This is a genomic window from Neobacillus sp. OS1-32, from assembly GCF_030915425.1.
Lineage (GTDB): Bacteria > Bacillota > Bacilli > Bacillales > Cytobacillaceae > Neobacillus > Neobacillus paridis.
Window position 1 is genome coordinate 3,636,549 of record NZ_CP133263.1, and the last position, 12,640, is coordinate 3,649,188.

The 12,640-nt window shown below is 44.5% G+C and carries 13 protein-coding genes and 1 pseudogene; 10 read left to right on the plus strand and 4 right to left on the minus strand.

The annotated features are described in order from the left end of the window. Positions 1-17 precede the first annotated feature (17 nt). Entirely contained in the window at positions 18-1,328 is a 1,311-nt protein-coding gene (gene murA / locus RCG24_RS18045) for a UDP-N-acetylglucosamine 1-carboxyvinyltransferase (RefSeq protein WP_202653028.1), read from the plus strand. A 331-nt stretch (positions 1,329-1,659) separates the two neighbouring features. Then, positions 1,660-2,712: a stage II sporulation protein D gene (gene spoIID / locus RCG24_RS18050; protein WP_308077636.1), complete on the plus strand. Its 1,053-nt coding sequence runs from the start codon at positions 1,660-1,662 to the stop codon at positions 2,710-2,712. 210 nt (positions 2,713-2,922) lie between these two features. Here spoIID and RCG24_RS18055 read toward each other — a convergent pair whose 3' ends face one another. Continuing rightward, positions 2,923-3,447 (minus strand): VanZ family protein, encoded by a 525-nt coding sequence (locus RCG24_RS18055; RefSeq protein ID WP_308077637.1) that lies wholly within the window; start codon positions 3,445-3,447, stop codon positions 2,923-2,925. Positions 3,448-3,476: 29 nt separating this feature from the next. Here RCG24_RS18055 and RCG24_RS18060 point away from each other — a divergent pair, with 29 nt between their 5' ends. Together RCG24_RS18060 and RCG24_RS18065 are read left to right on the plus strand one after the other, a co-directional pair. Next, positions 3,477-4,433 carry a stage II sporulation protein SpoIIQ gene (locus RCG24_RS18060; RefSeq protein ID WP_308077638.1) on the plus strand — a complete coding sequence of 319 codons (957 nt, stop codon included), beginning with the start codon at positions 3,477-3,479 and terminating at the stop codon, positions 4,431-4,433. Positions 4,434-4,846: 413 nt separating this feature from the next. Next, positions 4,847-6,838 carry a penicillin-binding transpeptidase domain-containing protein gene (locus RCG24_RS18065; protein WP_308077639.1) on the plus strand — a complete coding sequence of 664 codons (1,992 nt, stop codon included), beginning with the start codon at positions 4,847-4,849 and terminating at the stop codon, positions 6,836-6,838. A 263-nt stretch (positions 6,839-7,101) separates the two neighbouring features. On the opposite strand, the gene RCG24_RS18070 is transcribed toward RCG24_RS18065, so the two are convergent. Then, a complete protein-coding gene (locus RCG24_RS18070; RefSeq protein ID WP_308077640.1) occupies positions 7,102-7,428 on the minus strand; it encodes an MGMT family protein in 327 nt (108 codons plus the stop codon). Positions 7,429-7,778: 350 nt separating this feature from the next. On the opposite strand from RCG24_RS18070, the gene RCG24_RS18075 reads away from it, so the two are divergent. Continuing rightward, complete coding sequence (locus tag RCG24_RS18075) at positions 7,779-8,108, plus strand: hypothetical protein (protein ID WP_308077641.1); 330 nt, start codon at positions 7,779-7,781, stop codon at positions 8,106-8,108. Positions 8,109-8,165: 57 nt separating this feature from the next. On the opposite strand, the gene RCG24_RS18080 is transcribed toward RCG24_RS18075, so the two are convergent. Next, positions 8,166-8,594: a YwpF family protein gene (locus RCG24_RS18080; protein ID WP_308077642.1), complete on the minus strand. Its 429-nt coding sequence runs from the start codon at positions 8,592-8,594 to the stop codon at positions 8,166-8,168. Between the two features lie 246 nt (positions 8,595-8,840). Here RCG24_RS18080 and ssb point away from each other — a divergent pair. The 3 genes and pseudogenes from ssb to RCG24_RS18095 form a co-directional block, all read left to right on the plus strand. Further along, positions 8,841-9,164: pseudogene (gene ssb / locus RCG24_RS18085) on the plus strand (single-stranded DNA-binding protein); the annotation flags it as partial. Positions 9,165-9,206: 42 nt separating this feature from the next. Next, entirely contained in the window at positions 9,207-9,509 is a 303-nt protein-coding gene (locus RCG24_RS18090; protein WP_308079238.1) for a hypothetical protein, read from the plus strand. Further along, the gene (locus RCG24_RS18095) at positions 9,499-9,723 is read left to right on the plus strand and encodes a hypothetical protein (RefSeq protein WP_308077643.1); all 225 of its coding nucleotides are present in this window, start codon (positions 9,499-9,501) and stop codon (positions 9,721-9,723) included. Before RCG24_RS18090 ends, RCG24_RS18095 begins: the two co-directional genes overlap by 11 nt. Positions 9,724-10,182: 459 nt before the next feature. Here the strand turns inward: RCG24_RS18095 and RCG24_RS18100 are convergent, their stop codons facing one another. Then, complete coding sequence (locus tag RCG24_RS18100) at positions 10,183-10,623, minus strand: helix-turn-helix domain-containing protein (RefSeq protein WP_308077644.1); 441 nt, start codon at positions 10,621-10,623, stop codon at positions 10,183-10,185. A gap of 177 nt (positions 10,624-10,800) precedes the next feature. Between RCG24_RS18100 and RCG24_RS18105 the strand changes: the two genes are divergently transcribed. After that, complete coding sequence (locus RCG24_RS18105) at positions 10,801-11,211, plus strand: hypothetical protein (RefSeq protein ID WP_308077645.1); 411 nt, start codon at positions 10,801-10,803, stop codon at positions 11,209-11,211. A 238-nt stretch (positions 11,212-11,449) separates the two neighbouring features. Further along, complete coding sequence (locus tag RCG24_RS18110; RefSeq protein WP_308077646.1) at positions 11,450-12,592, plus strand: 3D domain-containing protein; 1,143 nt, start codon at positions 11,450-11,452, stop codon at positions 12,590-12,592. Positions 12,593-12,640: the final 48 nt, after the last annotated feature.

The following is a 12,640-nucleotide window of genomic DNA, read 5'->3' on the forward strand; positions in this document are numbered from 1 at the left end:
CGCGGAGGGGAATACTCTTGGAAAAGATCATCGTCCGCGGCGGAAAAAGGCTTTATGGAACGGTAAAAGTTGAAGGCGCAAAAAACGCCGTCCTGCCTGTTATCGCTGCAACATTATTAGCAAGTGACGGAAAAAGTGTAATACGTGATGTACCTACACTCTCCGATGTATACACAATTAATGAAGTGCTACGCAATTTAAATGCAGAAGTACATTTTGACAATAATACAGTGTTTGTTGATGCATCCAGAGTGTTGAAAGAAGAAGCGCCGTTCGAATACGTTCGAAAAATGCGCGCGTCTGTACTTGTCATGGGATCATTATTGGCACGGAATGGTCGTGCCCGAGTCGCTCTTCCTGGTGGCTGTGCCATTGGCTCCCGGCCAATTGACCAGCATTTGAAAGGCTTTGAAGCCATGGGTGCCAAGGTAAAAGTGGGAAATGGCTTTATTGAAGCAGAAGTAAACGGCCGTCTTCAGGGCGCAAAGGTTTATTTGGATTTCCCAAGTGTTGGTGCAACTGAGAATATCATGATGGCGGCTTCCCTTGCTCAAGGGACAACGACGATTGAAAACGCCGCAAAAGAACCGGAAATCGTTGATTTGGCCAACTTTTTGAATAAAATGGGTGGTCGTGTCAAAGGTGCCGGTACAGGGACAATCAGAATTGAAGGCGTAGATGTGTTATTTGGTGCCGACCATACGATTATTCCAGATCGGATTGAAGCGGGGACCTTTATGGTGGCGGCAGCGATTACCGGCGGAAATGTACTGGTTCAAGGGGCTGTTCCGGAGCATCTATCTTCCTTAATTGCGAAAATGGAGGAAATGGGTGTCACGATAATCGAAGAAGCGGATGGTGTCCGTGTCATCGGTCCGGAACATTTGAAGGCAGTTGATATTAAAACGATGCCGCATCCTGGTTTCCCAACCGATATGCAATCGCAAATGATGGCCCTCCTGCTACGGGCAGAAGGTACTTCCATGATTACGGAAACCGTATTTGAAAATCGCTTCATGCATGTGGAGGAATTCCGTCGCATGAATGCCGACATTAAAATTGAAGGTCGTTCGGTTATTTTAACTGGTCCTTCTGATTTACAAGGTGCGGAAGTTTCTGCAACGGACCTTCGAGCTGCAGCTGCCTTGATTTTAACCGGGCTTGTTGCTGATGGTGTAACACGTGTGACCGAACTGAAACACTTGGATCGTGGATACGTCAACTTCCACGAGAAGCTTGCTGCATTAGGTGCGGACATTGAACGCGTAAAAGAAGCAGAAGAAACCTTCGTCGAACTACCCAAATATGTCACTGACCTCAACGCGTAAAAAGTCAATAGTTACGGAAAAACCAAAGCAACAGGACCTGGTATAAAGCAGGTCCTGTTTTTTAATGCAGCTCGGCGTTTTTTTAGCTTCGTTTCAGCTTTGGTATCGAGTCTGCATTTTAGTAGTTACAGTTTGCCGCCACTAACGGTACTATGTGAAATTTTCACATGGTGCCTGACACCGTTCGTGGACATTTGTCCACGTGGGGAGGACAGTTGCTATTACCCCAAATTAATTGTCATAAATGCTTGTCCGCCTCCATATGTTTTAATGAGACGCACCCGGGCCCAGGCACGAGTTCGGCGTCAATTTTCATTCTGGAGGCACAATCATGGAAAAATTCAAACCATTCATCGTACTTGCATCAATTCTCTTTGCCTTGACTTTAGTAATACCTGCCGTGTTGGTCCTGCCGTTTAACGACGGTAAGGCAAGCGGCAAATTAGGGGAGGAGCTCGCTAAGGGCAAGGCAAGTACCAGTAAAACGGTATCTTCCTCCAAAAAAGAAGCAGCAATCGAGGTCGCCGTGTTTCGTTCGGCTCAATCGAAAATTGAAAAAGTGAAACTGGAAGATTATCTTGTCGGTGTTGTAGCTGCAGAAATGCCGGCAGATTTTAACGAAGAGGCCCTCAAAGCCCAGGCGCTGGCAGCGAGAACCTATATTGTCAACCGGTTGATTAGCAAGACTCAACTGGGGATGCCTAAAAGTGCTTTAGCTAAAGGTGCTTTGGTTACCGATACCCAGCTCCACCAAGTGTACAAAAACGATGCCGAGCAGCGACGGGATTGGGGCAAGGACTATGCCTGGAAAAAGAAACGGGTCCAAGAAGCTGTGCGCGCGACAAGCGGGCAAATTTTAACCTATAAGAATAAACCAATTGATGCCTTGTTTTTTTCCACGAGCAACGGCTACACGGAAAGTTCCGAAGAATTATGGGGCGGTTCTATTCCTTACCTAAAAAGTGTCTCAAGCCCTTGGGATAGAGGAACGGAGAAGTTCATGTCTAAAATGGAAATTCCGATTTCACAGTTTGAAGCTCGGCTTGGCGTGAAGGTCGGTTCAGGAGGCACGATTGGAAAAATTATCGCCAGAACGAAAGGCAAGCGCGTGGCCAAGGTCGATTTTAATGGAAAAATTCTAACCGGCAAAGCGATTCGCGAAAAACTTGATTTAAGGTCGACGGACTTTGCCTGGGAGCGGAAGGGCAACAAAATTGTGATTACCACAAAGGGCTTCGGTCACGGCGTTGGGATGAGCCAATACGGCGCCAACGGAATGGCAGCCCAGGGTAAGAACTATAAGGAAATCGTCAAGCACTACTACCAAGGGGTGCAAATCACCTCCGCCGACAACATGCTGCAAACAATCACAGCGCAAAAATAGACGGAAGCCAGGCTTAATGCCCGGCTTTTTGGCTGTGTAGGGGTGTGATAGATTGTGATTGGTGGTAGTACCTGCCTTCCGGTAATGTGGGAAACTCGGTTGACAAAAGTAGCTTGCCGGTAAAGCGAAAAAATGATTGGTAACAAGAGTTCCGGGGTAGGTAACGGGTGACAATCCTTCGATAAATGCCCAAAAATTCAGGCTCAAAAATCATGATCCCCCAAGCCCGCGTACTCGGCCCAGTACCCTCCCAAGCTTCGCAAACTTTCCGCCGAACAGCGCTCTGCGAATAAAATAGAAGCACACAGCAATCCCCGTAAAGTCCTTAACCAAATCAAATAAGGAAGCGGAGCGGTACGGATAAAATGATTGATGGATTTCGTCGCTGATCCCATATAGGGCGGCAAACAAGGCACAACTGACATTCAAAGCAGCCGTAAACATTCGCCGCCGTGTTAAAAACGCCAGTACCAGCAATACATAAAGGATCGCGAACTCAATTAAATGTAAGGATTCCTTAATCGTGTGGTCGAGCGCCGAATCCGGCAGCTTGACGAACTGATCCGCCGGCAGGCTTGACTGAATCCAAACCGCCGCCATATACAGCAAGGGCAGCAGGCGAAGCGCCCATTTTAAGCTATTTTTCATCAAAAGATCCTCCTTAACGGATTTTTTTTCAAAATACATGCATAAAAACCTCAGCCCTGACAAAAAATAAAAAATTTTTCCAACCATGTGTATATAATTCTACTTATCTGTTCACAATGATTGCTGAGGTGATGAAAATGAGAGAGGAAGAAAATAAACGATCTTCTCAAGGTTCAAAAGTAAAACGCTTCTTCAAAAAGCGTTGGGTGTTTCCAGCCATTTATATTGTTAGCGCAGCAATCATTTTAACCGGAGTCCTTTGGTACCAGTCAGCAAGCAATAACACGGACAAGTATCATTATAAGTCTACTGATTTGACTGGTAAAAAGAATCCGCCGGCCGTTGAAGTCAACAAATCATTGGAAAACTTCAAAATGCCAGTGGCAAACGCAAAGTCTGCTGTGATTAAAACAAAATTCTATGATTTTAATGCAAAAGCAGCAGATCAGGAAGCAGCTCTCGTATTTTACAATAATACGTATTCACCGAACACTGGTGTTGACATCACAATGCCCAATGGCAAAACTTTTGATGTTGTTGCATCTTTAGGCGGAAAGGTTGTCCGTGTAGATGATCAAGACGCTGTTCTCGGCAATGTGATTGAAATCGAACATGCCAATGGTATTGTAACACAATATCAATCTGTGAAAGATATTAAAGTCGCAGTTAACGACGTGGTCAAACAAGGTGATGTGATCGCCAAAGCAGGACAAAGCCTGTTCAATGAGAAAGCCGGCACACATGTTCACTTTGAAATTCGCAAAGATGGCGTAGCGGTGAATCCAACGAAATACTTCGACAAACCAGTAAGCGCCTTATTGGAAGACAATGTATCGAATGTGAAAAAGACAATGGAAACACCAAAATCCGAGCAAACAGAACTCGATAATTCTGAGAAGTCTAAAGATGAGAAGTCAGTCGACAGTGACAAGTCTGTTGAAGACGGCAAGTCCATCGAAAACGACAAGTCCAGTGGCGAAGACAAGTCCACTGACAGTGACAAGAACACCGATGGCAACAAGTCTTCAGGTGAAGACGAATCTTCAAACTCAACTGAAAAGACCAATTCATAATCCAGCAAGCATCTGACAAAACAAAGGCTGGCAACCAAAAATGGATCGTGCGGCTTTCGATATTCAGTGCAAACTGCTAATAGAAGCAAAGCACTATACGGAAGCAAACACAAGCTCAAAGGGGAAGAGGAAAACAACTTTCCTCTTTTTTTATGCCGCAAAAAAATCCCCGCAAGTAAAGGAAGAAATGTAAAACAAGAAAGTTTGTGAAAATTTCACATGGTGCCTGACACCATCCGTGGACACTTGTCCGCGTGGGATGGACATTTTGTAAGTATTTTACAAGTCCCTGCAATTTTAATTATATGTCTCGTCAAGCCGTGGCTTACAAGGCCCCTCCGCCTTTCTCGGTTACTTGCCACCATTATTGTGTGGTAGAATGGGGTAAAGTAAAAGCAAGGAGGGATTTTGTTGTGAAAAAGCTTGTTGGGGTGCTGCTGACAGCGGTGCTTATTCTTGTTATAGCGGGCTGCAGTAAGGAACCAACACCGCAGGATCGCTTTGCAGAGTACATAAATTTATGGAATCAGCAAAAGTTTGATAAGATGTATGATTACCTTTCGAATAGTGCAAAAAAGAAAGTCTCTAAAGAGGAATTTACAGGCCGATATAAAAAAATCTACAGTGATTTACAGATTACCCATCTTAAACTTACCTTCAAGAAACCAAAAGACGATAACCAGGCAGATAAGGAAAAAGCCGATTATACATTCAGCGCCAAAATGGATAGCCTTGCAGGCCCTATTTCATTTACCTACAAGGCTAATCTCAAGAAGGAAGAAAAGAACGATAAGAAAAACTGGTATGTTGATTGGAATACAGGGTTCATTTTTCCACAGCTAAAAGCAGGCGATAAGATCAGCCTGAACACCATCCAGCCGAAACGAGGAGAAATCCTCGACCGCTATGGCAACAGTTTAGCGGCAAACGGCCAAGTGTACGAGGTCGGTGTTGTCGCCGGTGACTTGGATAATTCTGTCCTTGACCCGTTGTCTAAGCTCCTCAAAATGTCGAAGGAAGAGATTACGAAGGAACTTGAGGCAAGCTGGGTGCAAAAAGGGATGTTTGTCCCTCTGAAAAAAGTCTCGATGGAAGATAAACAGCGGATTGCTCAGCTAGTGGCGCTCAAGCCGGTGCAAACCCGTAAGGTTGAGGCGCGGGTGTATCCATATGGCAAAGCCGCAGCTCAGCTGATCGGCTATGTAGGCCCGATTACCGCAGAAAAACTGGAAAAATTGAAGGACAAAGGCTACACAGCTGGTGATGTAATTGGTGTCCGCGGGCTCGAGCAGGTATTTGATGAACAGTTGAAAGGCACGAGCGGGGTTAAAATCTCGATCAAGAAGGCTGATGGCTCGGAAGACCTGCTGGCGGAAAAGTCGGTTGTTGATGGAAAGAATATTAAGTTAACGATCGATGCCGATTTGCAGTCGGTCATTTATGATGAAATGGGCAAGAATGCCGGGACCGCGGCCGCGATGAATCCGGTCACCGGGGAAACGCTGGCATTGGTTTCCACTCCGTCGTTTGACCCCAATCAGGCGATGCTCGGATTCACCTCAGGCGAATGGAAGAAACTTCAGGATGACAAGCAGAAGCCATTATTAACACGGTTTAGTCAGGTATTTGCCCCCGGCTCGGTGATGAAACCAATTACCGCGGCAGTCGGACTGGAAAGCGGCTCAATTAAACCGAATCAAGGTGTCGCCATCAACGGCCTGAAATGGCAAAAAGATAAATCTTGGGGCCGATACTATGTAACCCGGGTTCACTCCGGAAGCCCTATGAATCTCGAAAAAGCATTCGTGTACTCCGATAATATTTATTTTGCCCAGGCGGCGCTGAAAATTAGGAAAGCCCATTTTTCCGCCGGATTGAAAAAGTTCGGCTTCGAAAGCGAACTTGATTATCCGTATCCGCTTGAGGTTTCCAAGATTGGCGGGCTCGATAATGAGATATTGCTGGCCGATTCCGGTTACGGACAGGGACAAATTCAGATGAGTATCGTCCATTTGATGTCCGCTTATACAGCATTTATCAACAAGGGTAATATGATTAAGCCAATATTGTTAGCGGCTGACAAGCAGGGACAAGTGTTCCAGGAAGCGGTTGTATCCGCGGACCATGCAGCCTTAATAGCGGCGGATTTGCGGCGGGTGGTTGCTGATCCACATGGGACGGCCCATGCAGCCGATATGAAAGGCTACCCGCTTGCTGGTAAAACGGGAACTGCGGAAATCAAGCAGAAGCAGGGCCAAACCGGAACGGAAAACGGTTGGTTCATAGCCTACAACCCAGAAAAACCGGATTTGCTGATTGCGATGATGGTCGAAAATGTCCAGAAACGCGGCGGCTCGCAAATCCCAGTAAAAAAAGTAAAGAACATCTTTACGAAGTGGAAATAGGCTGATTCTGGCCATAGAAAATAACACCTAAAATGGGTGTTATTTTTTTCTATATTTGCGGCTGCTTTTTGGAGTCATGTGGATTTTACCGAGACGTTTTTGGTGAATGCCAGCGCCATTTGTCTCTATAAAAATGACTAAAATACAAATATCGTCAATTTGTTAATCATCCATCAGATTTTCCACTGTGACCCACGGCGATTGCCCGTTTACCAATCGGTTTTCCACTTCACCAGAAAAGGCTGGTTTCTGATGAATAAGAATTAACCAATACCATCATTCCCATCAGGGTGCCACTGGTATTTTTCCAAGTCAATCATTCCATGCAGGCCTATCTTTACCCCTTCGGCTTCAAGGGAAAACCATTGCTCATTGTAGGATTCGTCGTCTTGGATGGCGATTGCTCCTTTGGCGTTTACGACCCGGTGCCATGGCAGCCGATAGGAGCGGCTCATTGAATGCAGAATACGGACAACCTGGCGGGCAGCGCGGGGACTCCCGGCGAGTTTGGCGATTTGTCCATAGGTCATTACTTTACCGACAGGAATACTTCGAATAATCTTAATGGTTTTTTCAGTAAACGGCGTCACAGTATTCTTCCACCCTTTCTATGTCTGAAGCTCAAGTGTGTTATATGGTTCTGATAAAATACCCACTAATAAAAGTGATAGCAATGTACAACTATATATTCCCTTCTGTAAAACCACTTTGACGGTTTTCAGCTGGTTTCAATAAAAACATTATATAAAAATGTAAAAAGTAGAGCGAGGGATAAAGTTGAAGACATTGCTTTTAACCGGATTTGAACGATTTTTGCCGTTTTTTATAATGGCGGAACTTTTTGAAAAACCAAATTAAGTTGTAAAAATGTTCCTGTAACATATTTCAAATTGCAGGGGAAGCTATACTTGTAAAAATTTATTTGAAAGGAGTTTTTTATATGAAAAGAAGGCTATTGTTCATGTTTGTCTGCTCTTTACTTTCCAGCATGGTGCTGGCCGGCTGTAACAATGATAATAATGATCAAAATCCGCCGCCGTCTGTAAATACCAATTACAACAATGACAGGGATATGGCGCCGACCAATACTAAATACGATGTTACCCCAAATGATGGAAACAACGTCATTAACAATGACGACAATTTCAGTCCGGCGGAGGACAAAAACACCGACACCGATAAGGATCCAATGAAGGACAGCAACACCAAGAACGAAGAAATAATTGAGGATGATATCGACCGGAACGACCGTGATAATAAGGATGAGTAAAGACAGGCAGGGGGCCGGTTCTTTCGCTTTCAAACTGCGAAGAAACGTCCCCTGGTTTCAATTTTTTACCTTAAGTTTCGGTTTGCTCTTCATTTTTTCTTTAAATTCAGCCAGCAGTGCCTGTCCCTCAAGCCCTTTTTGCAGCAGGTTTTCGAGCAATAGTTCAGAGTAATCGCTTCTATTACGGCGCAGGTGCCCCTCCAACAGGACGCTGATGTGCTGTTCAAATTTAAGCAAGGAGCAAATCTTCGTTTGAAAATAAGCCGGGGCATTCTCCCTTTTGGTAATCTTGGCTTCGACAATAATTTCGCGATTTTCACTGTAAATTTTATTGAAAAAATCATAAAGATCCAAATAAGTGTAAGCCTCAAGCAGCCAGGTGTTGTGCTCGTCTTCCTTATTAAGCGCCAAACCATCTTCTAGGGGAACTTCAACAGATTGATTATCTTCCAAAACATCCAAAGAGAAAAGCTTAAATGTTTTCATCGACACTCTCCTGACTTATTTTTCCTCATTATAACATATGACACTTCAAAGGGAATGTCGAAAAATCTTTATCAGAGATGAAAAGAATGAGTATTAGACCGGTTAGATACTCTCAAATTTACAAAAACGCTGTGAAGTCGCTGTTTTCTATTCATTTCTCCCCTCAATGGCGGTCATTTCGCAGTTTTACACGCATACGGTCCGGGGGCTATGATGAAATTATCAAACGCAAAAGGAGTTGACGTCTTGATCAATCAAGTTACGCTTGTCGGCCGTTTGACGAGGAATCCAGAGCTAAAATCAACAGCCGAAGGCACATCGGTAACCCAGATTATCCTCGCGGTAAACCGCAACTTTCGCAATCATCATGGCGAAATTGACACGGATTTTGTCCAGTGCACTCTTTGGCGCAAGGCTGCCGAAAACACATGCTACTATTGTTGAAAGGGCTCACTGCTCGGAATCACAGGGCGGCTGCAAACCCGGCATTATGATAACAGAGAGGGAAAACGAATTTATGTCACCGAGGTAGTCGCTGAAACTGTTCGTTTTCTGAGCAGCAGGCCGCAAACGCCCCCGGCCACTTTAGAAACGCAAACGGCTCCAGCGGCAGTGCACGAAGCACCAGTAGCATCACGAACAGCCCCGGCGGAATCGCAGGCCGCCCCAGCAGCAACAGCAGCGGTAGGGGCGGAAACGCAAACGGTTAATGATACAACGAGGGCGCAATTAGTCTCCGAAAGAGCATTCGGGGATACAGCTGGTGCCCAAACGGCATCGGCTGCATCCAACGCGGTAACGGTAGAAACACAAACAACCGCCCCAGCAGCATCACAAACAGACCAAAGGGAAACCTACGCAAAACCTGCGGCGGCGGCTGTGAGCGCCAAAAAGGAGGAAGAGTATGCATTTTAATCAGAAGGATGCCAGTAATCTTGAACAGCTACTGGAAAGTTTAATTAAAATGGTGGGAAAAGCCAATAACAATGTTTACAGCTTGCAGAAGCGTGTCAGCCAGTTAGAATGGCTTGTAAGGGAGCAGCAGCTTGAACTTAGGGAGCGGGGCCCAGCCCAAATATACTCCAAACAACTGCGGAAAAGGCAGGAAAAAATCCCAAATCATCAATGAGCACAACTCTAAATTCCCCTTAAACCCTCCTTCCATTGAAAAGAAAATCAACACAAATCCTCAATAGCTTCCTCATAATTTGACATTCCGACAGCATTTTGTCGGAATTTTTTTAGCTACCATGAAAGTATAACTATTTTCATTCTTTGTGGTGCAGCGCTGATTTTGCGCTGCCTGGTGGACTAATAGGAAAGTGTAAAATTTTTTCATTTTTTACTTTCCTATGTCACTTACATTCAACTACGCCTCATGAACCGTCCTTAAGGACTCACCAGTCGGCGAGTTTTCATTTATTCAAGAATTAAAAATTACTACCTGCCTGTATATAAATTTCCCAAATGGGTAAACTTTTAGAAAACCCCCCTGCTTTTTAAAAAGAAGCCGCTGAACTCGTCCGTTCAGCGGCTTCTTTGATGCAACGTAATTTGCCGTCCACATACCCTGGAACTTCACTGCCAGCTACATCTTGCCTTTGTGCTTGTGATTCAACAGTTTAATGAAGTCATTGAGGGCGTCAATTGCGTATGCCTTCCGTTTCGGAGGCAATAGTTGAAACTCTACAAGCGCTTTTTTCATTTCCGGATGATCCGCAAGCAGCTGGTGAATGATCGCCATATCGGGGTCGGCCGGCCCTTCCTTCATGATAAACCCCGCATGGTCCGTGTTGGGCTCCTGTTGTTCCTTGCTATCTTTAAAAAAGTCTTTTCCGACTTTATATACCTCTGCAAACTTAAGTAATGTTTCTTCGTTGGGGATCGTTTTTCCTGTTTCATAGCGACTGATCGTGGAACGATGTAAATTAATCATTTTTGATAAGGTTTCCTGAGACCAGTTTTGTTTTTCGCGAAGCATCCGTAATTTTTCTGCAATAGTCATCTTATTCACCGCCGTTTTTAACATTCCTGTCCTTAACTTAACGGGAAAAGAAACCATGAAAATTAGTTGTGCGCAATTCGCACAAATAAAACCGTGAAAGTTATGCACAATCTAGTGAATGATTATTGGTCACGGCAGGTAAATGACGAAGGATGTCGAAATAGACAGAGAATGCATCATAATCAAATATATTTGGGGGTTATGACAACGGGTTCTCTATTTTTTATTGGTGACAAAGTGGGAGAGCGGGAATGGCAGATTACTAGGAAGCCTGACTTTTATGACGCGGTCCTGCTATCATTTCAGCCACCTCAAGTGACCGCAAAGTTTCACTATGAGAGTATTTCGCTTAATTCGGCAGGTATCATTTTCAACCTCCATGAGCATAACATTTATTTTACCTACCAACATCAGAAAATAGAGATTGAAACAGGTCAAAAAGAACTATCGGAAGAGGAAGTTTTCGATGCATTCCGTAATCTGTTGATCAAAGAGGGAAAAAGGGTTTCCTACTTAGTACAAATGCCGAAAAGAAAAATGAGCCAAGTAAAAAAGAAACAAGCAGGAGTCTTAGCCGAAGCAAAAAAACTCACAATCAAAGTCACCAAATAACAAACACAACAAAAAGGTTCCGGAAGCGTGATCCTCCGGAACCTTTTTGTCGTCTATTGATGGGAAATTATAACAAAATGTCCGTGTGGGGTGGAATCGTGTATTTTTATGGTGTCAGGCACCAAAAAAGCAGCGAAAATAACAGGAATATGACAAATTGTGATGGTCTTTTAATCTCTTTGTAACATCGCTGGCATATTGTTTTGTTATAACTAGATTAATAAGGAGGGAGAAGTGTATGCAGGTGACGATCAAGACGATCAAAACGATAAAGCGTATAATTCTCGTGTTACTTACACTCTTGCTGTGTGCATCGGACACGCTCGTGACACACGCAGAAACAAACAAGGAAGCCTTAAGTAATGCCAAGCAAAGGCTGCAAGAAAAACAAAGTTTAGTAGAACAGAAGCAGCAAGAAAAGCAATCGGTTAATCATGAAATAGAAGCAATTCAGCAGGAATTGCAAACGATACATAGTTCGATCACCAAAAACCAAGAAGAAATGGCAGCAACGAAGGAAAAAATCACGGCGGTGCAGCAGCTGATCGAACAGAAAAAGGAGGAAATCGTGAAGCTGGAGGACAATATTCTGGCCCGCAGGGATATTATGAAAAAGCGGGCGGTGGCGCTTCAGCAAACTGATACCTTCGACATTTTTATTAATCTCTTATTTGAGGCCGACAGCATCAGCGATTTCATTCAACGGGTAACTGCCGCATCAACCTTATTGGATGCAGATAAGGATATTTTAACGGCGCAAAAACAAGACCTGCAACAAATCGAAAAGGATAAAAAAGAAATTGATGACCAAGAGCAGGTGCTGGAAAAAGAACAAAGCACCCTCGCCGAACAGCAGCAAAAACTCAACCAATATTTGCAAAAAAGGCAAACAGTTTTAGCCGACATGCAAAAAAAATATGATCGAATTATCCAGCAAATGAAGCTAGCACAACAGGAAAAAGCAGGCATTGAATCGCAAATGAACGACATTCAGGAAAAAATTAAGCATGAACAACAGGACGCCAAAGCGCGTGAACAGCAGTCGGGTTCATCAACGTCAGCGGGCGGCGATTCGCAGCCGAGTACGGCTGTCAGCGGCGAGGAGATGTACGTAACCGCCACCGCCTACAGCCCTGGTGAGTCACATTACATTACCGCGGCTGGCTATAATATCAAAAAGAACCCCAATATGAAATTGATTGCGGTCGACCCGCGAGTGATTCCACTGGGAAAAAGAGTCTGGGTCGAGGGCTATGGTGTAGCCGTCGCCGGTGACACAGGCGGGGCCATCAAAGGTCATATCATTGATGTCCTTCTGCCAACCAAAAATGCAGCAAGAAATTGGGGACGAAAAACAGTTAAAATCATCGTTCTTAACTAAAAAAATGGTTCCGGGAGTCTTGCCCGGAACCATTTTTTTATTAGACAT